At 47.3% G+C, this 24,953-nt stretch carries 18 protein-coding genes, 4 pseudogenes and 2 riboswitches; of the genes and pseudogenes, 18 read left to right on the top strand and 4 right to left on the bottom strand.

Annotated features, from left to right (window positions below):
- Positions 1–106: 106 nt before the first annotated feature.
- The 15 genes and pseudogenes from ACYF68_RS09530 to ACYF68_RS09460 all read left to right on the top strand — a co-directional run bounded on the left by ACYF68_RS09530 (position 107) and on the right by ACYF68_RS09460 (position 19,080).
- The gene (locus ACYF68_RS09530; RefSeq protein WP_461046572.1) at positions 107–1,843 is read left to right on the top strand and encodes a 2-oxoacid:acceptor oxidoreductase subunit alpha; all 1,737 of its coding nucleotides are present in this window, start codon (positions 107–109) and stop codon (positions 1,841–1,843) included.
- Entirely contained in the window at positions 1,843–2,709 is an 867-nt protein-coding gene (locus ACYF68_RS09525; protein ID WP_461046570.1) for a 2-oxoacid:ferredoxin oxidoreductase subunit beta, read from the top strand. Before ACYF68_RS09530 ends, ACYF68_RS09525 begins: the two co-directional genes overlap by 1 nt.
- Before the next feature lie 121 nt (positions 2,710–2,830).
- Positions 2,831–4,552: an ABC transporter ATP-binding protein gene (locus ACYF68_RS09520; RefSeq protein ID WP_461046568.1), complete on the top strand. Its 1,722-nt coding sequence runs from the start codon at positions 2,831–2,833 to the stop codon at positions 4,550–4,552.
- Positions 4,545–6,371, top strand: a complete 1,827-nt coding sequence (locus ACYF68_RS09515; RefSeq protein ID WP_461046566.1) for an ABC transporter ATP-binding protein — start codon at positions 4,545–4,547, stop codon at positions 6,369–6,371. The genes ACYF68_RS09520 and ACYF68_RS09515 overlap by 8 nt, the downstream gene beginning before the upstream one ends.
- Positions 6,372–6,419: 48 nt before the next feature.
- Positions 6,420–6,510: riboswitch (TPP riboswitch) on the top strand.
- A gap of 70 nt (positions 6,511–6,580) precedes the next feature.
- Positions 6,581–7,159, top strand: coding sequence for an ECF transporter S component (locus tag ACYF68_RS09510; protein WP_461046564.1), 579 nt, complete (start codon positions 6,581–6,583; stop codon positions 7,157–7,159).
- A gap of 5 nt (positions 7,160–7,164) precedes the next feature.
- Positions 7,165–8,559 (top strand): ABC transporter ATP-binding protein, encoded by a 1,395-nt coding sequence (locus ACYF68_RS09505; protein ID WP_461046562.1) that lies wholly within the window; start codon positions 7,165–7,167, stop codon positions 8,557–8,559.
- The gene (locus ACYF68_RS09500; protein WP_461046561.1) at positions 8,552–9,343 is read left to right on the top strand and encodes an energy-coupling factor transporter transmembrane component T family protein; all 792 of its coding nucleotides are present in this window, start codon (positions 8,552–8,554) and stop codon (positions 9,341–9,343) included. The genes ACYF68_RS09505 and ACYF68_RS09500 overlap by 8 nt, the downstream gene beginning before the upstream one ends.
- A gap of 123 nt (positions 9,344–9,466) precedes the next feature.
- Positions 9,467–9,877, top strand: a pseudogene (locus ACYF68_RS09495) (YlbF/YmcA family competence regulator); the annotation flags it as partial.
- Positions 9,878–10,056: 179 nt separating this feature from the next.
- Positions 10,057–12,573 carry a DNA mismatch repair protein MutS gene (mutS, locus tag ACYF68_RS09490; RefSeq protein ID WP_461046559.1) on the top strand — a complete coding sequence of 839 codons (2,517 nt, stop codon included), beginning with the start codon at positions 10,057–10,059 and terminating at the stop codon, positions 12,571–12,573.
- A 4-nt stretch (positions 12,574–12,577) separates the two neighbouring features.
- Entirely contained in the window at positions 12,578–14,431 is a 1,854-nt protein-coding gene (gene mutL, locus ACYF68_RS09485; protein ID WP_461046557.1) for a DNA mismatch repair endonuclease MutL, read from the top strand.
- 11 nt (positions 14,432–14,442) lie between these two features.
- Positions 14,443–15,318 carry an alpha/beta hydrolase gene (locus ACYF68_RS09480; RefSeq protein WP_461046555.1) on the top strand — a complete coding sequence of 292 codons (876 nt, stop codon included), beginning with the start codon at positions 14,443–14,445 and terminating at the stop codon, positions 15,316–15,318.
- Positions 15,311–16,240, top strand: coding sequence for a tRNA (adenosine(37)-N6)-dimethylallyltransferase MiaA (gene miaA / locus ACYF68_RS09475; protein WP_344701471.1), 930 nt, complete (start codon positions 15,311–15,313; stop codon positions 16,238–16,240). The genes ACYF68_RS09480 and miaA overlap by 8 nt, the downstream gene beginning before the upstream one ends.
- Before the next feature lie 2 nt (positions 16,241–16,242).
- The gene (hfq, locus tag ACYF68_RS09470) at positions 16,243–16,437 is read left to right on the top strand and encodes an RNA chaperone Hfq (RefSeq protein WP_344701473.1); all 195 of its coding nucleotides are present in this window, start codon (positions 16,243–16,245) and stop codon (positions 16,435–16,437) included.
- A gap of 154 nt (positions 16,438–16,591) precedes the next feature.
- Positions 16,592–17,827 (top strand): GTPase HflX, encoded by a 1,236-nt coding sequence (gene hflX / locus ACYF68_RS09465; protein ID WP_461046553.1) that lies wholly within the window; start codon positions 16,592–16,594, stop codon positions 17,825–17,827.
- A 26-nt stretch (positions 17,828–17,853) separates the two neighbouring features.
- On the top strand, positions 17,854–19,080 hold the full coding sequence (locus ACYF68_RS09460) for a methionine gamma-lyase family protein (protein ID WP_461047572.1): 1,227 nt from the start codon (positions 17,854–17,856) through the stop codon (positions 19,078–19,080).
- Between the two features lie 44 nt (positions 19,081–19,124).
- Here the strand turns inward: ACYF68_RS09460 and ACYF68_RS09455 are convergent.
- The 4 genes and pseudogenes from ACYF68_RS09455 to ACYF68_RS09440 form a co-directional block, all read right to left on the bottom strand.
- Positions 19,125–20,430 (bottom strand): annotated as a pseudogene (locus tag ACYF68_RS09455) (nucleobase:cation symporter-2 family protein).
- Positions 20,430–21,014, bottom strand: coding sequence for a xanthine phosphoribosyltransferase (locus ACYF68_RS09450; protein WP_461046551.1), 585 nt, complete (start codon positions 21,012–21,014; stop codon positions 20,430–20,432). The pseudogene ACYF68_RS09455 and the gene ACYF68_RS09450 overlap by 1 nt, the downstream one beginning before the upstream one ends.
- Positions 21,015–21,087: 73 nt before the next feature.
- Positions 21,088–21,189, bottom strand: a riboswitch (purine riboswitch).
- 193 nt (positions 21,190–21,382) lie between these two features.
- Positions 21,383–21,880, bottom strand: coding sequence for a CueP family metal-binding protein (locus ACYF68_RS09445; RefSeq protein WP_461046549.1), 498 nt, complete (start codon positions 21,878–21,880; stop codon positions 21,383–21,385).
- An 80-nt stretch (positions 21,881–21,960) separates the two neighbouring features.
- Complete coding sequence (locus tag ACYF68_RS09440; protein ID WP_461046547.1) at positions 21,961–22,833, bottom strand: ketopantoate reductase C-terminal domain-containing protein; 873 nt, start codon at positions 22,831–22,833, stop codon at positions 21,961–21,963.
- Between the two features lie 88 nt (positions 22,834–22,921).
- Between ACYF68_RS09440 and panB the strand changes: the two genes are divergently transcribed.
- The 3 genes and pseudogenes from panB to panD all read left to right on the top strand — a co-directional run bounded on the left by panB (position 22,922) and on the right by panD (position 24,953).
- Positions 22,922–23,728, top strand: a complete 807-nt coding sequence (gene panB, locus ACYF68_RS09435; protein ID WP_461047570.1) for a 3-methyl-2-oxobutanoate hydroxymethyltransferase — start codon at positions 22,922–22,924, stop codon at positions 23,726–23,728.
- Positions 23,688–24,565 (top strand): annotated as a pseudogene (panC, locus tag ACYF68_RS09430) (pantoate--beta-alanine ligase). Before panB ends, panC begins: the two are co-directional and overlap by 41 nt.
- Positions 24,562–24,953, top strand: a pseudogene (panD, locus tag ACYF68_RS09425) (aspartate 1-decarboxylase). The pseudogenes panC and panD overlap by 4 nt, the downstream one beginning before the upstream one ends.

The raw sequence follows: 24,953 nt of genomic DNA, 5'->3' as shown, positions 1-24,953 counted from the left end.
GGAATAGGCTCATCCGATAGACTGATTTTCATCGTGGAACCATCATGAAGATCGAAAAACATGCCGTATTTTGGTATATTAGCATAAGGACAAGGAGGCAATGTTTATGAAAGAGCAATTGTCATGGAAAGTCGGTGGCCAGCAAGGTGAGGGCATCGAGTCGACCGGAGAAATCTTTTCAACAACCCTAAACAGGATGGGATACCATCTCTATAGCTACAGACATTTTTCAAGCCGTATAAAAGGCGGCCATACAAATAATAACGTGAGAATATCGACTAAAGAAGTTCGGGCAGTGAGCGATCATACGAATATATTGGTTGCTTTCGACCAGCAGACCATAGATCTGAACAGTCATGAACTCGTTCAGGGCGGGATTGTGCTTGCAGACAGCAAGTTCGATCCAAAAAAGGAAGAGGGTTTGGATATCCAACTCATCCCAATTCCATTTACAGCCACTGCCAAGGAGCTCGGCAGCCAACTGATGAAGAATATGGTGGCGGTGGGCGCAAGTGCACGCCTGATGAATCTTGAGCTGCAGCCGTTCAAAGATATGATCTATACGATGTTCATCCGTAAGGGTGAACAGATTGTAGAAAGCAATAACCAGGCAATATTGGCCGGATATAACTTGATGGACGAACAGATGCCGAACATTGACGGAGACTTTGAACTCGAGCCTACAGATGGCGAAAGTCAACTTTTCCTGATCGGCAATGATGCCATCAGTTTTGGCGCACTCAATGCCGGCGTGCGTTTCATGGCTGCCTATCCAATCACTCCAGCGAGTGAGATCATGGAGTATATGATAGACAACCTCCCGAAACTCGGCGGCACCGTAATCCAAACTGAAGATGAAATTTCAGCGGTGACTATGGCGATCGGCTCCAACTATGCCGGAGCAAGAAGTTTCACTTCTTCAGCTGGACCGGGCCTGTCGCTGATGATGGAGTCGATCGGCCTCTCGGGCATGACTGAAACGCCACTCGTCATAGTTGACACGATGCGTGGGGGGCCGTCGACCGGTCTCCCGACGAAGCAGGAGCAGTCAGATCTGATGCAGATGATATATGGTACGCACGGAGACATCCCAAAAATCGTACTGGCTCCGTCCGATGTGGAAGATGCATTCTATACGACAATGGAGGCATTCAACCTGGCGGAATATTATCAGGTACCAGTCATACTGCTTTCTGACCTTCAGATGTCCCTCGGCAAACAGTCTTCACGGCCATTCGACCAGTCCCGCGTCGAAATAAACAGGGGCAAGACAATCACAGAAGAAATCGACAATGATGAGGATTATTTTGAGCGCTACAGTGATGAGGAGGACGGCATTTCGCCGCGTCCGATACCAGGCGTCAAAGGCGGTATCCACCATGTCACCGGTGTAGAACACAGTACAGTCGGGACACCCAACGAAGGTGCAGAGAACCGCATGACCCAAATGGACAAGCGAATGAGGAAGCTGAAGGACTTTGCAATGGATGAACCATTCAAAGTGCACGGTGGCGTCGAAAGCGACCTGCTCATCATCAGTATCCTGAGCGTCAACGGTGTGGTCAATGAAGCTGCCGAAAGAATAGATGCAGACATCACCACCATCAGCCTGAAGCAGATTCATCCATTCCCGGCAAAACGCCTCAAGCCTTATCTAGATGGAGCGAAAGATATTCTGGTGATTGAGCACAACTACAGTGGTCAACTCCATAGTATCCTGAAGATGAACTATTATGGCCATGACCGTATGAATTCCCATGTAAAATATGATGGGACCCCTTTTAAGCCCGATGAGATTGAAGCACATATCAATTCGATTCTGAAAATAAAGGAAGTTATGTAATGGCGACATTTAAAGATTTTAGAAATAATATCAAACCGAACTGGTGTCCAGGATGCGGAGATTTCAGTGTCCAGGCGGCCATCCAGAAAGCGTGTGCGGCCAACGGACTTGAACCTGATGAACTTGCTGTCATAACAGGGATAGGATGTAGTGGACGTTTGAGCGGATATATCAAATCCTACGGTTTCCACGCAACCCATGGGCGCAGTCTGCCTGTAGCACAAGGTGTCAAAATGGCGAACGATGAACTGACGGTGATTGCTGCCGGCGGTGACGGTGATGGTTTTGCCATCGGCATGGGCCACACTGTGCATGCATTGAAGCGCAATATCGATATCACATACATCGTCATGGATAATCAGGTCTACGGTCTGACGAAAGGGCAGACATCGCCTTCTTCCGGCAAAGGTTTCGTTACGAAGACGACGCCGGACGGCTCGAAAGAAGATCCGATCCAGCCGATACGGACTGCCATGGCCAGCGGTGCGACATTTGTGGCACAGAGCGTCAGCTCAGACATCAAACAGCTGACTGCCATCATCCAGCAGGCAATGGACCACAAAGGATTCAGCTTCGTCAACGTATTCAGCCCGTGTGTCACATACAATAAGGTGAATACTTATGATTGGTTCAAAGAGAATCTGGTGGCTGTAGAAGATCTTGATGATTACGATTATACAGATGCAGAAAATGCAATGCAGCATGTCATGGCGAATAATGGCCTTCTTAAAGGCATCATCTATCATGACGCGGAATCAAAATCCTATCAGGAAAATATAGAAGGCTATCTTGATCAGCCTCTTGTCAAAAGGGATATGGCGCTTGAAGATGAAACATTTGATGAGTTGATGGCGGCATTCCGATAAGTTGATGCATTCGAAGCAGATGTGCTTCGGATGCATTTTTATTTAGACTGTCAAAATTGAGTGAATTATGTCATAATTACTATAATACTTCGGTAATCGAAAGAAAAAAGGGTGGAAGAAATTGCTGACAGTCTATAAATTCGCATTGAAATATAAATGGTTCATGGCCATCGCCCTCTTCTTTATGTTGATAGAATTGACGGTTGAACTCACTCAACCCTATCTGATATCAAAGGTCATAGATGATGGGATTGTGGCAGAGAGCATCGATACCGTGTGGTTCTATCTGATTGTCATGTTCGCCATCAGCATGGTGGCGTTTATAAGCGGGATAATGAATTCCCTCTTTGCAAGTCATGTGGCAAACAGTTTCAGCTATGATCTGCGTACAGCACTTTTTCGGCGGGTCCAATATTTTACGCTGGCGACATTGTCCAAATTTCCGACCTCGAGCCTCATTACGCGCATGACCCAGGATGTCCTGCAGTCTGAGATGCTGCTGTATATGTCATTGAGGGTGATCATCAAGGCACCATTGCTTGTTGTCGGCTCCCTCATCATGTCTTTTGTCGTCAACCCGACGCTTGGATTCTATCTCTCTTTTCTCACACCTATCCTTCTTATCTTCTTGATTTTTACAGCGAGAAAAGGTGGACAGATTTTCTTAAGGGTCCAAAAACGACTGGATAAGATAAACCGCTTCATCCAGCAGAATCTCGAAGCTGTGAGGCTGATCAAGGCAAACGACCGTGCCGATTTTGAAATCAACAAATTCAGCAAAGTGGCAGGGCGTCTGCGCGATGATACCATATATGCCTTAAGGTTGATGGAATCCATCATGCCGGTGCTGCTCCTCATCATCAACGGCAGTCTGCTAGTCGTACTTTGGATGGCTTCTGATCTTTTGCAGAACAACACGATCCAAGTGGGGGAAGTGGTGGCCGTCGTCAACTATGCATTGAGGATGCAGGGCGGCTTCTCGATGTTTGCATTCATCATCATCGCCTTCAGCCGCTCCAAAGCATCGAGCGACCGCATGGAAGAAGTGCTGAAATCCCCAATCAGCATAAATGACAATGCAGAAATCGTTAAAGAAAATCAGGCGGGGTCGGTCAAGTTTGAAGGGGTCTCCTTCAGATACCCGGGTTCTTCCCGCTATGTGTTGCGCGATATCAGTTTTGAAGTCCGAGAAAAAGAAAAATTCATCATTATGGGCGGGACCGGGTCAGGCAAAAGTACGCTGCTCAGCCTGATACCCAAAATGTACGAGACAGAGGAAGGTACCATCTACATCAACGAACGAGACATCAAGGAATGGAATGAAGAAGACCTCAGGCAGGCCATTGGCTATGTTCCGCAATCGGCGGTGCTCTTCTCTGGAAGCATATTCGAGAATCTGCTGTGGGGTGATTTGGAAGCGCTGGAATCCGATATCTTCACATCGACCCAAAAAGCCCAGATCCATAATTCCATCGAATCGTTCGATCATCGCTACGACACGAGGGTCGGACAAAGGGGCGTAACATTGTCCGGTGGCCAGAAGCAGCGGTTGTCGATAGCACGTGCACTTGTCAGGAAGCCGGGGATACTTATATTGGACGACAGCACTTCAGCACTTGATATAAGAACGGAGTCCGCCCTTTGGGAGGCGATCAGGGAAGAGGAGACCACCCAGATCATCGTCACGCAGAAGATAGTCACCGCCAAGATGGCAGATCGGATTTTGCTGCTTGAAGGCGGCGAGATCAATGCGCTCGGTTCGCACGAGGAACTGCTGCAACAATCCGACTTGTATCGTTCAATAGTCGAGTCCCAGACGGAAGGAGGGCAATTGGATGATTGATTTCATAAAGAAACCATTTGGACACGAGCCTGTCCTTACCAAGGAAGACATCAAAAAAAGGAAGGATAAGGATGATCAGCGCCGTGCCAATGATATTTCAGGCACCTTGAAAAGGCTCTGGAAATTCATTTCCGAGGAGCGGAAGCTGCTCTATTCAATCATTTTCCTGGTGACCCTGACCAGTCTGCTCAGCATAACCGGTCCGTTCCTGGTCGGCTATATCGTGGACAATTATTTCGTACCACGTGAATTTGACGGGCTCGGCCGCATACTACTTTTCCTCCTGGTCGTCTATATCCTCCTCTCCTCCATACAGTACACAGCAGCCTTCTTTATGGTGGGCTTATCGCAGAGGACGATATTCAAGCTACGATCGCGGCTGTTTTCGCACATGCAGAAGCTTCCTGTAAAATTTTATGACAAGAGGCAGCATGGCGAGCTGATGAGTCGGATGACAAATGACATCGAAACCATTTCGCAGACATTGAACACTTCATTCATCCAATTTACGACAAGCGTCGTGACGCTGATTGGTACAATCAGCGTGATGCTCTACCTCAGTCCGCTGCTGACGCTGTTGACCGTCACCATCATACCGTTATTGATCATGGCGGTGGCATTCATCACCAAGCGAACGGGACCGCTCTATAAAAAGAGGCAGAAGGCGACGGGTGAAATGAACGGCTATATCGAAGAGATGGTATCCGGACAGGAAATCGTTAAAGTCTTTTCGCAGGAAGAAACGGCCATCCGCAACTTCAGCGACAAGGCGGCGAACTTGAGGGAGATCACTTTTTGGGCCTTCCTGTATGCAGGTCTGATCCCGAAGATCATGAACATGCTGAATAATGTCAGCTTTACGATTGTTGCCGGGGCCGGTGGCCTGCTTGTGTTCTATACAGACGGGCTTGTGACCATCGGGACGATTGTCGTCTTCGCTGAATATGCCCGCCAATTCACACGGCCCCTGGCTGACCTTTCGAACCAGTTCAACCAGGTGCTGTCGGCTCTTGCCGGCGCAGAGCGGGTTTTTGGAATCATCGATTCGGAGACTGAAACAGATGCAGGTCATATCGAGGATGTGACGATCCGCGGAGAAATAGAATTTGACGACGTCTCATTCTCTTATGATGCTGATCAAGAGAAGTCGACGATCAATCAACTAAGCTTCAAGATCGATGCCGGCGAATCGGTTGCGCTCATCGGCGCGACCGGCGCAGGCAAGACGACGGTCATGCAGCTGCTTGCCCGTTTCTATGAGACAGACGAGGGTGAAATCCGCATCGACGACCGGAACATATTGGATTATAAACGTACGGCAGTGCGTTCACAGACGGCGTTTGTGCTTCAGGATCCATACCTGTTCGAGGCGACGATCCGCGAAAATATACGATATGGTAAATTGGATGCGACAGACGATGAAGTCATTGAAGCGGCAAAACTCGCTAATGCTCATGAGTTCATCATAGAGCTTGAAAATGGCTATGATACTGTGCTCGAGGCCGATGAGGGCTTCGTCTCCCAAGGACAGAAACAACTCATTTCCATAGCGAGAGCTCTGATAACTGATCCGGCGATACTGCTTCTTGACGAGGCGACGAGCAGCATAGACACGGTTACGGAACTGAAGATCCAGGAGGCGCTTGAACGATTGATGAAGGACCGTACAAGCATCATCATCGCGCATAGATTGAATACAATCAAAGCCGTGGATCGTATATTCGTCATGGAACTCGGCGAACTCGTTGAAAGCGGCAGTGAAGAAGAACTGCTTGAAGCGGGTGGCAGATATCATCAGATGATTGCGGACAACAAGTGATTTTACAAAAGCCTGAGAATACGCTATCATATATTCAATTGAATAATAGCACACCACTAGGGGTGTCCTTTCGGACTGAGAATTACCCTTATCACCTGATCTAGATCATACTAGCGTAGGGAAGTGGCATATTACATAGTATTAATATGCACACCACTACATTAGTGGTGTGCTTTTTTATTCTCTAATAATTTTAGGAGGGTATCAAAATGAAGAAAAGAAAAGCATTAACATTGACGGACGTTTTGGTGACCGTCGTCGTTTCACTGGTATTCGCAGTCATCTACTCGGTTTGGGGCGCTTTTTACACAGCCTTGAAGCCTCTTGGCATCCATCTGAATGAATTGGTCTACGGGATGTGGTTCATCGCCCCTGTAGTCGTATATCTGATCATCAGAAAACCGGGGGTTGCATTGATTGCGGAATTTGCAGCAGCCTCGGCTGAAACCATAGTCCTGCTGCAGTTCGATGTCATGCTTATCATCTATGGACTTATACAAGGGTTGGCCTGTGAACTTGTTTTTGCAATTGTACGATATAAAAGTACAGCGTTGATGGTCGCTGTATCAGCGGGAACAGCAGCGGCACTCTCTACACTGCCATTGGACTGGTACTATGGTTACCTTGCCCATCTCGAGACATGGAACCTGATTCTGATGGCTGGCTTCAGGATATTGAGTGGGGCAGTGGTCGCAGGGTGGCTTGCGCATATCCTCTATAGAGCATTGCTTGAGACGGGTGTTCTTAAACTGCTCGGTCAGTATAAGGAAATAGAAAAGGAGGCATAGATGGGATGGAAGTGGTGAATATGGCACTGCAGTTTCGAGGTGCCCATGACCCATTGTTTACGGACATGAACCTGCAGATAGAAAAAGGTGAAAAAGTTCTGATAGTGGGACCAAGTGGTTCCGGAAAAAGTACGTTATTGAATATATTGAGTGGCCTCATGCCACGCGTCATTGATGCACTGCTGGAAGCGGACCATATGGATTTACCTGATGGGGGTGCTGTGGTCTTTCAAGATCCCGATTCCCAGTTCACCATGCCTACAATCGGTGAAGAACTTGCTTTCATAATGGAGAACAATCAAGTGCATATTGACGATATGACTTCGAATGCCTTGTCAGCATTAGAAGCAGTGGGTTTGAGAAAGCCTCTTGAGACCCAAATCAGCAGCTTATCGGGAGGCATGAAGCAAAAACTGGCGATTGCTTCTGCATTGCTGCAGAAAGCCGATACTTTCTTTCTCGACGAGCCGACAAGCATGTTGGATGAAAACACTGCCTGTTCTTTATGGGAAATGATTCAGGAAGTGTGGGAAGAGCGTACCGTAGTAATTGTCGAACACCGGGTTGAACACGTGTGGTTTAGAGTGGATCGGATTATTTTGTTGAATGATGAAGGCTGTATCGTCGCTTCCGCTACACCAAGTGAGATGTTAAGTGACAATAGGGAAGCTTTGGATGCTCTAGGAGTGTGGCATCCACATTCATGGCAGAATGCCCCACGATTCACCAAAAGCACAGATAATGGCGCCCCGCTTCTCCAGATTAATGACCTTTCGATAAATAGAGTAGGAAGCGAGCTGCTCAGTGTGGATGATCTGCATATTCCTAAAGGGCAATGGATTACACTGGAAGGGGAGAATGGGAGCGGAAAATCAAGTTTCATGATGGCAGTCATGAAGCTGATGCAGACACGAGGAGAAGTCATATTCGAAGACCGTCCTATACGAAAGACCAAACAATTCCAAGGGGCACTCTATCCGGTTTTTCAGAACCCCGAGCTCCAATTCATCACCAACAGTGTCTTTGATGAAGTGTTCATCAATCTGGAAATGCATCATGATGAATCAGCAGCTGAGAAGAAGACTGGACAGGTGCTCTCACGGATGGGTCTATCCCATATCAAAAGACTGCATCCGCTTGAAATATCAACAGGCCAAAAGAGGCGGTTAAGTGTCGCAACCGCACTTGGTGGCATCCCGCAGATCATCTTTTTGGACGAACCGACCTTCGGCTTGGACGCGCGCCACACATTCAAACTGCTCGAACTGATTCATGAGCTGGTCGAAGACGGTACGACGATCATCATGATCACCCACGACAAGGAAATAAAAGAACGCTATCCGTCGCGGCGCCTGAAAATCCATAATGGTATGTTGGAAGAGGTGGGTGGCGGTGTTTGAATCCATAAAACGCTATTCCACATTTATAGATAGGACCAATCCGCTCACTAAAATAGTGGCGGCAATCTGTCTATTTATAGCAGTAGTATTGATACATGATCCGAACCATCTATTCCATCTGTCACTTTGGATGCTTTTATTATTTTTGGTCATGAGTGGAATTGAACTCAAGTATCAAGCATTGCTGATTGCCGTCACCGTTTTAACAGGGCTTGTGTCCAGCGCATATATGATTTTATATGGCGAAGGTGACACGACTCTATTTGAATTCGGTCTCGTGCACATCACTGAGGAAAGTATAGTGAGGGGACTTCATATTACGATGCGTGGCCTGACGCTGTCATTCTTCGGCTCACTCATCATTTTTACCACAAGGTTGACCGATGTATTCTACAGCATGATGCAGCAGGCGAAAGTAAAGCCGAAGTACGCCTATTCATTTATGGCCTCGATTCGTATGTTGCCTGTTATAGTCAATGAGTTCATCACCTTGAGGAGGGCACGCAAGGTACGCCGTTCATTGATCAGCCGAAAGCATATCGGAGGGCTCAGGGGATTCACGAGTACGGTGGTGATATTGCTCAGTCAGAGTATCCGACGGGCCCACCGTCTTGCGGTGGCGATGGAATCGAAAGGATTCGATGATGGGGCTAGGACCTACTATCGTCAGACAAGATTTTCCGGATATGACGTCTGTTTTATAGCGCTCATTGCCGTAGGTCTCATTGCATCCTACTATTCAGGGCAGTGGATAACACCTTTTGGTACATCCGATGCAAGATAATGAAAGAATCGCTTTGAAATATAGCGATAAAAGATATATACTGATAGGAGATTTTAATAATCCGTAAAATATCATCTGCTATAAATGAAAGCCGGATGCAAAATATGAAAAGGTGGCAGTCGAATGTATACGAAGGACGATATTGTAAATGAAGCGAAAGATCTTGGGAAGATGATCGCCCAAACCGATCAGGTGGAGTTTTTCAAAAAAGCTGAAGCCAAAATCCATGAAAATAAAGAAGTGCGCGAAAAGATGGCCAGTTTGAAGAGTCTCCAGAAGCAGGCGGTCAATTTCCAGAACTACGGTAAGGAACGGGCCTATCAGATGACTGAGGAGAAGATCAAGAAAATCGAAGCCGAGCTCGATGAAATGCCGATTGTCGACCAGTTCAAGGAGTCCCAAGGACAAGTAAATGAACTCCTTCAGATGGTATCCCACGCAATCAGCCAGACTGTAACAAACGATATCATCACCTCAACCGGTGGAGATCTGCTCCAAGGTGAAACGGGCGCGGCAATGGAAAACATGCCGAACCAGAAAAGACTAGACATTCGAGAAGCTGCATATCCCTTTAGGGTATGCAGCTTCTTTTTCGCTTGTCGTGTGTGGATATGGTGAGAGCCGTTGACGCAAGAACAGTCGGTAAGGTTAAACAATGGAAGCGACACGTGATATAATGCAGTTATATTTCAATCGATAATGGAAGTGTTTAAATGGCTACAGTTACACCTATGATGCAACAATATTTGAATATAAAAGAGGAACATCCTGATACACTGCTTTTCTACAGGCTCGGTGATTTCTATGAGCTTTTCTATGAAGATGCAATTACAGCAAGTAAGGTGCTGGAGATTACACTGACTTCAAGGGATAAGAAGAAAGATCCGATTCCGATGTGCGGGGTGCCGTATCATTCGGCTGATGGCTATATCGAACGCCTCATCAATCAAGGCTACAAAGTTGCGATATGCGAACAGATGGAAGACCCTAAAAAAACAAAAGGCATGGTCAAGCGTGAAGTTGTGCGCATCATTACACCGGGTACTCTGATAGACGATTTTGGCATGGATGATGGACGGAGCAACTACATACTGGCGATCGGGGAAAACGATGGAGCATTCGCTGTCGCCTACTCCGATATATCAACCGGTGAGATACAGGCATTCACAACCGAGCAACTCGCCCTTTTAAAAAGTGAGATTGAGCGCATCAATCCACGGGAGATCGTTGTGGAAGAAGAGATAACGGGAGTTTTATCAGAAATCTACCGGGACCCTCCAATCAATACGCCGTATAAGGCAAAGGGGCATTTCAGCCTGGATTATGATGATGGTATAAGTGAAGCGGAGAAGGAGACACTGGATCTTCTCATCTCCTACATCAATGCACACAACATGAAAGAGTTGAAGCACTTCAGACAGGTCAAAAAGCACCGACTCAATGAGACGATGCAGCTGAATTATGCCGCCATCTCCAACCTCGAACTTCTCGAGAGCCTTCAGACGAGAAAAGTGAAAGGTTCCCTCTTTTGGTATCTAAACCGTACCGAAACACCTATGGGGAAGCGCAAACTCCGCAAATGGATCGAAAGGCCCCTGTTATCAGAAGCGCTCATCCAGGAGCGGCAGGACGCTGTTGCTGTGTTGCTTGAAAACTTTCTGGAGAGGGAGGATATCCGGGAATTACTGAATAATGTGTATGACATTGAAAGGCTGGTCGGACGACTGAGTTTCGGCAACATCGATGCAAAAGATCTGGTCCAGCTTAAAGATTCTCTTGAAGGTCTGCCTAGTATAGCCGATACGCTTGAAAGAACAGGACTATCCACTTCGCCGTTATTCAAGGATTTTGATGTGTTGGATGATGTCCACAAGGTACTGGAAGAAAGTTTGTCCGATACACCACCTAAAACCATAAGAGAAGGTGGCATATTCAAAACGGGATATGATGCACAATTGGATGAATATCGCTACATCGCCACCAACGGCAGAAAGTGGCTTGATGACTACATTGCAGGCGAGCGTGAAAAGACCGGCATCAAAACACTCAAGGTAGGATTCAACAAAGTTTTTGGCTACTACATTGAAATATCCAAGGGCAGTGCAGTCAACTTCGATGCCGAAGCATTCGATTACCAGCGAAAACAGACGCTGGCGAATGCTGAACGCTTCATCACTCCGGAACTGAAGGATATGGAATCCAAGCTTCTGAGTGCGCATGATGAAAGCATCATACTGGAATATGACTTGTTCATTGCACTAAGGACACATATGGAACAGTTCATCGGGCGGTTGCAGTATACGGCCGAATTGATCAGTACCCTTGACTGCCTTGTGTCCTTCGCTACTGTTTCAAATGACTACAGGCTTGTCCGGCCCGCATTCAGCGATGGTGAACTCAGTGTCAAGGAAGGACGTCACCCGGTCGTTGAAAAAGTGATCGGGGAGAACACCTATGTTCCGAACTCGCTCGACATGGATGATGAAACTTTCATCTACCTTATCACCGGACCCAACATGTCCGGTAAAAGCACTTATATGCGTCAGACCGCCATCATCAGCATCATGGCCCAGATCGGAATGTATGTACCAGCACAATCTGCAGTACTGCCGATCTTCGATCAGATATTCACACGCATCGGCGCGAGCGACGATCTGGCGAGTGGCAAATCGACATTCATGATTGAGATGATGGAGGCCAATGAAGCGTTGCTTAATGCGACAGAAAACAGTCTCTTGATATTTGATGAAATCGGCCGTGGGACATCTACTTATGACGGTATGTCACTGGCTCAGGCCATGCTTGAATATATCCATGACAATATTGGTGCAAAAACACTGTTTTCAACGCATTACCACGAAATGACCCGGCTCAGCGGTGAGCTCGAACATTTGAAGAATGTCCATGTAAAAGCGACTGAATATGACGGTAAACTGATTTTCCTCCATAAGGTCAAGCCAGGCGCCGTCGAAAAAAGTTACGGCATACAAGTAGCAAAGCTTGCAGAACTGCCTGATGCAGTTACAAAGCGGGCACATGAACTACTTAAAACCTTTGAAGACGGTACAGGGGTGGCAAGCCAGCAGCTCGCACTGCCCCTTGACGATACCGAGAGTGAACAGCTGCATCCGGTGATGGAGAAATTGAAATACGTCGACATCAATCAGATGACGCCAGTCGATGCCTTGATGAAACTGCAGGAACTGCAGAATGAAATGAAGGGGGAATGATCCGATGGGCACCATAAAAGTATTGGAGAGTGCCATACAGAATAAGATTTCAGCAGGCGAAGTGGTGGAGCGTCCGAGTTCAGTCGTCAAAGAACTTTTGGAGAACTCCCTCGATGCGAATGCGGCTGAAATAGAAGTGTTCATAGAAGAGTCGGGTATGAAGAAAATCCGCATCGTCGATGATGGTGACGGCATCCACCATACGGATGGTCCCCTCCTTTTCCAACGGCATGCGACCAGTAAGATCTCCTCTGATTACGACCTGTTCCAAATCCGTTCACTCGGTTTCCGCGGAGAGGCACTGGCAAGCATCGGCGCCGTCGCCAAAGTCTCTGTGGAGACGAAGCACCATTCTGGTGACCCTGTATTCATCCGCTTTGAAGGCGGGGAACTAATGAGGCAGAGTCCTGGCAAGGAACGCCAGGGAACTGACATCACCATTACAGATCTGTTCTTCAACACGCCTGCCAGACTCAAGTATATTCGTTCTTTGAAGACTGAGAGCGGCAAAATTATTGATGTGGTCCAGAAGATGGCGATGGCCCATCCAAAAGTGAGCTTCCGGCTGGTGTTGGACGACCAGCAGAGATTGATGACCAAGGGCAACGGCAACCTCAAAGAAACCATGAGCGATATATACGGTCTCAATGTTGCACGAAACGCCGTTGAAATACGGGCGCAAGATGCTGATTTCAAGATACATGGATACGCGGTTCGTCCAGAGATCAATCGCAGCAACCGCAATTATATGAACATTTCCGTCAATCAGCGCCACATTAAAAATTTCGCATTGTCACAATCGATAGTTAAAGGATTCCACACACTGCTGCCAAAAGACAAATATCCAATTGCTGTGATCGATATTGAAATGGATCCGAAGCTGGTCGATGTAAACGTACATCCCGCCAAAATAGAGGTGAAGTTTTCAAAGGAGAGGGAATTGAACCATCTGCTTGAGAACGCAGTGCTTGAGAGTATGAGAAAAGAAGTGCTCATCCCTGATGTGGCAAAAAAGACGTCGGACAGGCAAAAGCCTGTCCAGGACGCGATTGATTTCACCCAGCCGAATCCATTTGATCGTCCAAGATACGATGCACCCCCGGTACCACGCAATTTTGAGGCGCGGCAATCTGAGCAACCCGAAACAGCATACACTGTCGATCCCGTGCGGACCGTCGCCCGGGAGGAGGGCCCTTCCTCAGAAACCAATCCTCCACCGGAACCGGAAGAAGAGCATGTTCCAGCTCCCTCAGAAAGCGAAGATGAAGCGGAAAAGCTGCCTTATATGGAGATAGTCGGTCAACTCCACGGTACCTACATCATCCTCCAGAACGACTCCGGCATGTACATGATGGATCAGCATGCCGCACAGGAGAGGATCAAATATGAATATTATTCTGCAAACATCACTGCGGGGAAAACAGCTGCCGTGCCGCTCCTCATCCCATATACGTTCGAATTTCCGATGAATGATATAATAGAGATAGATGGGAAACTTGAGAAACTTAAACAATTGGGCTTTGACATCGACAAGGTCGGTCCGACACAGTATGCCGTGACCGGTTACCCGAATTGGATCGATGAGAAGCGTCCGGAAGAGGACATCGGGGAACTCATCGATTTTGTCAGCGAGAAGGAAGATTTTTCGGTAAATCAATATAAAGAAGAACTCGCAATCATGATGAGCTGTAAGCAGTCCATAAAGGCTAACCACTATTTGGACAGAAGCCAGATAGAAGCGCTGCTCAAGTCGCTACGCAGCTGTTATTCACCCTATACATGTCCGCACGGAAGACCAGTGCTCATCCATATGAGCACGTATGAAATCGAGCGGATGTTCAATAGGATTATGAAATAGGATGTGGATATATGAGAATGATCGAAAAGATTATAAATAACAATGGCAGAGATATAGAGGTCAGCATATTCATGCCGGATGAGCCCATATGTGCAATTCAACTGATGCATGGCATGGCCGAACATAAAGGGCGCTATACTGCAATGATGACCTGGCTTGCGATGAATGACTGTATGGTGATCATGCATAATCATAGGGGACATGGACCTGAAGCAAAAAAGCTAGGGCATTTCGAGTCCCTCGACGTTCTGGCTGATGATGCCATTGCGGTGTCCCGCCTATTGCCGGCAAATATCCCGTCATTCATACTCGGACATTCGATGGGTTCCATCATTGCCCGCAGGTTATTGGAGCAGAATATTTATGATGGCGCAATCATTGTAGCGACGGGCAATAAAAAATCCCTGATTGAAACCATGGGCGTCAAACTACTCAAGCTCCTTGCGGCCGTCGCTCCGGAATATCGCTCCCCGATAATCAACAGTGTGGCGGTGTCGGGATATGATGGTGCATTTAAAGGTGAACAGAAAAACAGATGGCTATCGGAGGATGACTCCCGTGTATCTAACTACAATCAAGACCCTTACTGCGGCTTCCTGATGAGCAACCGGGCATTATTTGAGATTGCCCGCAATATCGATGAAAGTCTTGAGAAGAAGAATTTGAAGCGGTTGAATGCGGATGTGCCGATACTGCTTATAGGCGGTAAATCGGATCCATTCTCGAAGTATGGTGCTGACATCAGGAGTTTGGGTCGGACCTACAGGAAATATGTGGATTCCGTGACCGTACAACTCTATGAAGAGAGCAGGCATGAAGTGCTGTTTGAGAAGAACCGTGCACAAGTTTACAATAGACTGTTAGGGTGGGTGAGGAGACATGTCTGAAAAGAAGAAACTTCTGATACTCGTTGGGCCTACGGCCGTAGGTAAATCTTCACTGGCCGTTGAGATCGCCAAAAGATTCGACCTTGAAGTCATTAGTGGAGACTCTATGCAGGTCTATCAGGGCATGGACATTGGCACCGGAAAGATTACAGAAGAAGAGATGGATGGCGTCCAGCATTACATGATCAATGTCATGCCGCCTGATACGACATTCTCCGTCCACCAGTTCCAACACCATGTGGAGGATCTGATCGATGAATTCCATGAAGATGCCCGCACCCCCTTTATAGTAGGGGGGACCGGACACTATATCCGCGCTCTGGTGTACGGCTATGAATTCGATGAAGAAGATGATGAAGAAAAGAGAAGGTTGACTGGCCACTTCGAAAAACTGGCTACCCCCGTTCTGCACAATCAGCTGCAGCGCATCGATCCGAAAAGTGCAGAAGACATCCATCCAAACAACCGCAAGCGGGTGATCCGAGCCTTGGTGAAACACGAACTGAGCAACAGGATCAGCAACAGGACGGGCCCTGGCTACACAGATGAAATGAAATATGATACATTTATAGTAGGATTGACACGCAACCGTAAAGTCCTTCATGGACGAATCCGGGAAAGGGTCGAAAAGATGTTCGAGATGGGGCTTGAATCAGAAGTTCGTAAATTACTGGATGGCGGCCCTTTATCGAAAACAGCGAGTGCGGCAATCGGCTATAAGGAATTTATGCCCTATTTTGAAGGACATGGAACTTTGGATGATGTTAAAGAAGCGATCATTCAACATTCAAGGCAATATGCCAAAAGACAACTTACATTTTTTAGAAATCAGCTGCCTGTAACATGGTACGATCTGGATGTAGTCGATACGGATATAATATTGGAAGATATATATCAATTTCTGCAGGCGAAGGAGAGATAAAAATGGCAAGTCTTAATTTGCAGGATACATTCCTGAGTGACTTCAAGGAAACTGAAGTGGAAGTGACGGTATTCCTGGTCAATGGGTTTCAGATGCGGGGTACAGTAATTGATTTCGATAAGTACGTGATCCAGCTCAGTTCCGGAGGCAAAGATCATTTGATCTATAAGCATGCGATCAGTACATTTACGAAATAAAAGGACATCCCACTAGGTGGGATGTTTTTTTAACCTCCAGTGGGGTTACTTTTTAAAGCAATTAAATGTGTTAATGTAATCTAGGAATCCAGCATCTGTTGGCTGAACAAGCACACCGTAGTAAAGAGCAGCATTAAAATTCGGAGGTGTCATAATGACTCATATATATAAAGGTGTCATCATTGCAGTCGATACACCGGACCGCACATCGATAGACACCGAGGTGGAAGAGTTGAAAAGTCTGGCAGAATCCGTCGGTATAGAGATTGTCGGCGTCCATATCCAGAACAGGACCCGGGTCGATGCACGCTCCTATGCAGGTACAGGTTTTCTGACTGAAACGGCTGAAGTCTACGGGGAAGATGATCTGATAGACTATACCATCGTCAACGATGAAATCACGGCAAGCCAGAACCGTTCCATTGAATCCTATATGGATACTAAGGTAATTGACCGAACACAAGTCATATTGGACATATTCAGTATGCGTGCCCATTCGAAGGCAGGCCAACTGCAAGTCGAATTGGCACAGCTCCAGTACCTCGTACCGAGGTTGAAGGGTCAAGGCATCAATCTGTCGCGCCTCGGGGGTGGCATTGGTACAAGAGGGCCAGGGGAGACGAAACTGGAAACCGATAGAAGGCATATCAACCAGCGTATAAAAGAAATCAAGAAGCAGTTGAAGACGGTTGAAGCCCATAGGGAGAGATACCGGGCACAGCGCAAGCGCAACCAAGTCGTAAAGGTTTCATTGATTGGCTATACGAATGCAGGCAAATCTTCACTGTTCAACACAATGGCAAAAAGCGATACGTTTGAAGAAGATGCACTCTTTGCCACACTTGACCCTAAGACGAGGCAGATTGTATTGCCTTCTGGTTTCGAGTGCATCATATCGGATACGGTGGGCTTCATCCAAAACTTGCCGACGACATTGATTGAAAGCTTTAAATCGACGCTCGAGGAAGCGGCGGACAGTGATTTCATCATCCATGTCATCGACAACAGCACCGATGCGCTCGGTACCCACTACGATACTGTAAAGCAACTGATCGAACAGTTGGGGATGGATGACATACCGTCATGCGTGTTCTTCAACAAGACGGACATTGATGATGGGCGTTATCTGACGCCTGGAGAACCGCATGCCTATGTCTATAAGGACATGGCTGGAGAAGAGATTTTGGGCATATTGGAAGATTTCCTGAAAGAGACGATGGAAGCCTACCATGTCACATTGCCAATCTCTGAGCCACAGAAAGTCTATGACCTGAAACGTCATACAATCGTAGAAGAGGCGCTTTTGGATGAGGATGATGGATCCTACAGCTTCAAAGGCTTCGAACCACCAGGAGACTGGAGTAGAAGAATCGTTCAAAGAGGAGAATAAGTGTGAACCATACTGAAATAGCGAAGATGGTGTCTGACGCCGTCGAAGAGATTGACCCCATCATAAAAAAGAATAAAAAGATAGGACAGGCGAACTTCAATAAAGTCATGTCGGCGTTCTATGAAAATGGCGTCACCGAAAGTGACTTCAGCGGCACGACCGGTTACGGATACGATGACACAGGGCGGGATAAGCTCGAGGATATCTACAGCGCAGTGTTCCGCAGTGAAGATGCACTGGTCAGAAGCCAGATCATCTCAGGGACGCATGCCATCAGCCTGGTATTACTATCACTGCTTGAGTCCGGTGATGAATTGCTTTATATCAGTGGAGAACCGTATGATACTTTGGAAAAGGTGATAGGCACAAGTCATGACGATATCGGGAGTCTGATGGAAAAGGGCGTAGAATACCGCTCTGTAGATCTGGTCGACGACCATTTTGATGAAGAGGCGATTATGGCGGCAATCAATGAAAAGACCAAGATAGTCGCGATACAGCGCTCCCGGGGCTACAGCATGCGCAAATCTCTGACTATAGCTGAAATGGAAGAGATGATCCAAAAAATTAAAAAACAGCATCCTGAAGTGATCGTCTTTGTAGATAACTGCTACGGTGAGTTTGTGGAGACCCGTGAACCGATAGAAGCCGGAGCGGATGTAATTGCCGGCAGTCTGATAAAAAATCCAGGTGGCGGCATTGCGCCAATGGGAGGGTATGTCGCGGGCAACACGGATATCATTACGCGGGTAAGCTACAGGCTGACCGTACCGGGAATAGGCAAAGAAATGGGAGCAAGCCTAGATGGCCTCAAAGACATGTATCAAGGCTTTTTCCTGGCTCCGCACACGGTAATTGAAGGGCTTAACGGTGCGGTATTGACGAGCCACCTGTTGGCTTCGGTCGGACTCAAGACAGATCCACTACCAGATGCTGAGCGGACAGATCTGATCCAGAGCGTCACATTCAATACGGAAGAAGAGATGATCACTTTCACCCAAATGATCCAGAAGGCATCCCCGGTGAATTCCAAGTTCCTGCCTATACCGGATGATATACCAGGTTATGAAAACCCGGTCATCATGGCTGCAGGCACATTCATCCAAGGTGCATCCCTAGAACTGAGCGCAGATGGACCGATCAGAAGTCCCTACACAGTATTTGTACAGGGTGGGCTGGTCTTCGAGCATGTCGTCTATGCTTTGACCATGGCCATTCTGGAAATGGCTGAAAAAGGAATGATTGAACTATAGAAGAGGCGACCCCATAGGGGCCGCCTCTTTTATTTATTCCAATACTATTCAATGATATGACGATTCTGCCTTTTATGTCTAAGGAAGCCCAAGCGGGCATTGAATGCAATATTGAGTATAATCGCCGTCAGGCTTCCGAGGACGATGCCGCTTTCCGTTATGACAGCTAAACTGTCAGGCACGATCGCAAAAAGGTCGGGCAAAGCCGTGACGCCAAGGCCCATACCGATCGATATTGCAACGATCATCAGATTGTTCTGGTCCTCAAAGTCCACTTCTGGAAAGCATTTTAATGCCATATGAGACGACCATCCCGAACATTGCCAACATCGCACCGCCAAGGACTGGGGTTGGAATGGCCACTGCTACAGCACCGATTTTTGGAACGAGACCGAGCAGAATGAGCATGGTGCCTGCAATATAGATGATTTGTCTGCTTTTTATGCCTGAAAGCTGGACGAGGCCGACGTTCTGGGAATAGGTGGTGTAGGGGAAGGCATTGAAAATGCCACCGAGCAGGATCGCCCAGCCCTCTGCCCTGTAGCCTCTTTTCAAATCTTCTTGTCCGATATCCTCATCGCATATATCTCCAAGAGCAAAGTAGACACCAGTCGCCTCTATCAGACCGACGATTGTCACGAGCATCATCGTCAGTATAGGCACTATATTGAACTCAGGCAGCCCGAAATAGAAGACCCTGGGAAGATGTAGCCAACTGGCCGCACTGACTGCACTGAAATCCACCATGCCAAAAAAGCCACTGATGAAAGTCATGATCACTATACCGCATAGTATGGCAATCGATTTCAGGAAACCTTCTCCGAATCGGAACAGCACCAATATGACTGCAAGTGTACCGAAACCAAGTGCGAGATTCAGGCCTGATCCATAGTCGGCACTGCCCTGACCACCTGATATATCGTGCATGGCGACCGGCACGAGAGTAATTCCGATGATGGTCACTACGGAACCTGTGACCACAGGCGGGAAGAATCTGATCAGTCGGCTGAAATATTTGGCAATGACGACGACGAACAGACCTGCAGCAAGGATTGCTCCGTATATTGAAGGGATGCCGTAAGTATTGCCTATGGCGATCATCGGCCCTACAGCAGTAAATGTACAGCCAAGGACGACCGGGAGTCCGATGCCCGAATATTGCCTTTTCCAGGCCTGTAGGATTGTTGCGACGCCGCACATCATGATATCGATGGCAATGAGGTAGGTGAGCTGTGCGGGGGTCAAGCCGATGGCGGCGCCGACGATCAAAGGGACGACCACCGCGCCGGCATACATGGCAAGGATATGCTGGATGCCGAGTGAAAGTTTTTTAAGTGAAGACATCTGCATCACACTTCCACTCCAGACATGAAGGTTATCTCACCTTCCGTCAAAGAGGCGATCCGGGCAAGGGAATGGACATCGTATCCAGCAGTACGAAGTATTTCGCCGCCTTCCTGAAAGGCTTTTTCGATGACGATGCCGATACCGGTTACTGAAGCTTCAGTCTGTTCCACAAGTTCGAGCAGACCTTTAACGGCTTCCCCATTTGCCAGAAAATCGTCGATGATCAATACATTATCATCAGGTGAGATGAATTTCTCGGCGATGGCAATGGTATTCGTCTCATTTTTAGTATAGGAGAAAACACCTGCCGTTAGTAGTCCTTCATTCAAGGTCAACGACTGGCGCTTCCTTGCAAAGATCACAGGAATGCCGAGTGCAAGCCCGGTCATGACCGAAGGTGCGATGCCAGAAGATTCCAGCGTCAATATTTTAGTTATCCCGCGATCTCCGAAATGTTCTTTAAACGCTGCTCCAATTTCTTTCATAAGCGATGGGTCGATCTGATGGTTGAGGAAATGGTCGACTTTCAATACAGTATCTGAAAGTGCTGTTCCTTCATCCAATATTTTCTGTTTAAGCAACTCCATGAAATCCACTCCAAAATCATATTTTGAAAAAGCCAAAAGCACACATCATGAGATGAGCAGACTTCAAGTGGTTGCACAAGAGTTACTCACTCATAGTCAAGGCGTTTACAGCGCCCCGGTAGAAACTTGCAGGCCATATTCCTGCGATTATATGAGTGCTTTGTATTCAAGATGCTTATTATGATAACACAAAAAACGAACCTTTCAATAACGATAGTTAATTAAGTTCATTTTTCGATGTTAAATGGGCTATTTTAAACCAATAACTTTCGTAAATTGAAAGTTTAGGCTAAAAAAGTGCAGAAAAATATCCTTGTGACGTGAATCCATAAAATGAGCTTTTGGGTTCACATCGGCAAGGATGCTGTCTACTTCTCCAGTTGGAAATCTGTCAGGCAAGTCGAATCATTCTCATATGTTGAAAACGAGCCCTCGGTTTCATAGTCGCCATACGTGATGGTGATATCATATTCACGGTCCCGCGGCAGCCACAGATCTATAAAGCCATTCTCAAGAGTCTCCATATTTTCATCCACATGGACCTCTCCTTCTCCATCGGTAATCTTTACATGCATCTCCTTGGATACGAGTTCACCCTGACAGCCTGTCAGGCTATGGAATTCGCATGGGTGCGTGTAATTGATGAACGGTGCGATCGATACAAAAAATTCATGGTCAGGCAAGTCGTACCGCTCTTCCTGATTTTCGCCGATGATCAATTCGGAACCAGTGATGGAGGCTGCTTCTGCTTCTTTATTTGCACTGTATTGATCAACCTTTTCCTTTATGTCCATTTGACCATCTTCACCGCCGCATCCGGCAACAAAGAAAATAAGCAACACAAATGGTAATATCAGTCTCTTCATGATCAATCGCTCCTTCTGATCACCTATTTTAGCATGAATAAATGCGTCTGGAGCAAGATGTACGAAATGACACAATATAGTCAATATCCGCGCTTATATTGATAGGCTTCCAATAGGGTGACTATGACGTCCAGGGTGGGGGTTTCAAGAGCCCCTTTCCTGTCATGGAGATACTTTTGGATATAGGCATACTCCGTTTCCACCTCTGCCATGACGTCGTAGTACATGCTCGTCCCCATATCCGGATTATAATTTTTGTAGATTGTCATGGCCCTATCTATAAATTCCGGCGACACAATTTCCCGCTCGCTATTGACGATGGCCACACCTTCCTCAAGAAGGGCACGGGTCAATTGCGTCACAGACTGCAGATCAAAGATCTTCGATGTGTTTTTTGACAAAGCCGTTACAGAGTTGATGCCGAGATTGATCAGCAGCTTTTCATAGCGGATGCGTTCGAAATCTTCGCTTTTCTTTATCTCCAATTGTGTCTCGGGATGTTTTTCCAATGCTGTAATCAAACGATCAAGATTGGGATGGGGGTCATCCTCAATCAGTAGCGTGGCATCCTGGAAATGTTCAATTATGTCGTTTTTCTTCTGTCCACTGATATATACCACTGCAGGCACCGGGCGATTGAAATAGTGCTCATAGCCCATGCCGTTCTCACATAGGATGACCTCCGTTTCCCCATTGATGAGAGGGTGGAAAGTCTGGCTGATGCCTCTCAACGCCGTCGCCTTTACCGCAATGAATACCACGTCAAACGATCCGCCCTGATAGGCATCCATCGTCTCTATCCTGTAGGGATAGAAATGTTCCTCTCCCGCTTCAGAAATGGTGAATCCGGATTTCGGCTGCCTGCCGAACAGCACCGTATCATAATCGAGCATCTTCAGCTCCCGGGCGACGATACTGCCCACAGCACCTATGCCTATAACTGCAATTTTCATTTTTTAATCCTCCCGACGTATTTCGACCATCCAAATATATGGTAAACTAATTATAATATAATAGGCTTTAAATAAAAGGAGCAGTATGATGAAAACAACCAGTGAATGGAGTCAGATGAAACAAAATGGCGAAAAGATCACCATGGTGACCGCCTATGATTATCCGAGTGCAAAACAAAGCGAGGCAGCAGGGATGGACATGCTGCTTGTCGGTGACTCACTCGGCATGACGGTGCTTGGATACAAAAGCACGGTGCAGGTGACGACCGGAGATATGATCCATCATGCCAAAGCTGTCAGGCGGGGTGCCCCAGACACATATATGGTGGTCGACATGCCATTTGGTACGTATCACGCGGATGATGATACAAGCGTAAGAAATGTTCTGTCGCTTTATCAGCAGACAGACGCCAATGCCATCAAACTTGAAGGCGTAGATTGCCTGCCCGTCGTCAAACGGGCAGTGCGGGCCGGTGTACCAATCGTCGCGCACTTGGGACTGACACCGCAGTCAGTCGGCGTGACAGGATTTAAGATGCAGGCCGACACCCAGGAAGCGGCCATGCAGCTGATTGAAGACGCCAAGGCAATGGAGGCCGCTGGTGCATCATTGCTTGTACTTGAGGCGATTCCATCAGATCTAGCCCAGAGGGTGACGGAAGCCCTCACAATACCCACCATCGGCATCGGCGCAGGTAAAGAGGTGGATGGACAAGTGCTGGTCTATCACGATCTGCTCCAGTATGGCACCGAACGCCTGCCGAAGTTCGTCAGGTCGTATGCAGATTTCAATACTGCTGGGGTAGAAGGCCTCTCGGCTTATGTACAGGCCGTAAAGAATTCGGAATTTCCCGATGAAACCACCACTTATAAGAGAAAGGTTTTTGAAGAGTGATGAAAAATACAGATACGATAGAAGGCATACGCAACATATTAAAACCTTTAAGGACAGGGAGATTGCATTCGTGCCCACCATGGGGTACCTGCATGAAGGTCATGTTGCGCTTATAGAAGAAGCGAGGCGCAGGGGTGATACGGTAGTGGTCAGCATCTTCGTCAATCCCCTCCAATTCGGACCCGACGAGGATCTGGAAAGCTACCCGAGGGATCTCGAGCGAGACCTAGAAATATGCAGGCAAGCTGGAGTCGATGTGGTTTTCCATCCTTCTGAAGAAGAAATGTACCCAGAACAACCCGAACTTCAACTGTCCCTAAAATCCATGGCCTCGATACTTGATGGCGTCAGGAGACCTGGCCACTTTGAAGGGGTTGTGACCGTAGTCAACAAATTATTCAACATCATACGCCCGGACTTTGCGGTATTCGGAGAGAAGGACCGCCAACAGCTGATGATCATAAAGCGCATGGTTTTGGACTTCAACCATGAGCTCGAGGTGATTGGTGTGCCGACCGAGCGGGAACGTGATGGATTGGCAAAAAGCAGCCGGAACGTCAATCTCTCTCCAGCCGAACGCAATGAGGCCCCTGAAATCCACCGCGCGCTTGTAAGGGCGCAGGAAAGCATAAAACACGGCATGGTTGACGCTGAAGCTGTCAAAGAGGACATAAGGACCATATCGAATCGAAAACATCAGCGCACGTGGACGATCTACAGATCTACACCCATCCAAGACTTGATGCTGTTCAAAACATCGAGGGGGATGCTATAATATTCATTGCTGTAAAGTTCGAAAGAACACGGTTAATAGATAATATGTTGGTGATGAAATGATCAGAACAATGATGAATGGCAAGATCCATCGTGCAAAAGTTACAGAAGCAAACTTGAATTATGTCGGCAGTATCACAATTGATCCTGATTTCCTTGATGCGGCTGATATCCTTCCGAATGAGAAGGTCCAGATTGTCAATAACAATAATGGCGAGCGGATTGAAACATACGTCATCGAAGGCAAGCGGGGTTCGCGTGAAATATGCCTGAACGGGGCAGCAGCCCGCAAGGTACAGGTGGGGATATAGTCATCATCATCAGCTATGTTCAGTTGGATGACAGTGAATTGGAGGCATTCAAACCGAATGTCGTGCTGATGGGTGAAGACAATACAATCGTAGATGAGGCGTATTTCGAAGAGCGTCAAACCGAATATATTCCAGGATAA

Source organism: Salinicoccus sp. CNSTN-B1 (genome assembly GCF_054792835.1).
The sequence above is the reverse complement of the archived record's forward strand: the minus strand, read 5'-3'. Positions and strand labels throughout refer to the sequence as shown.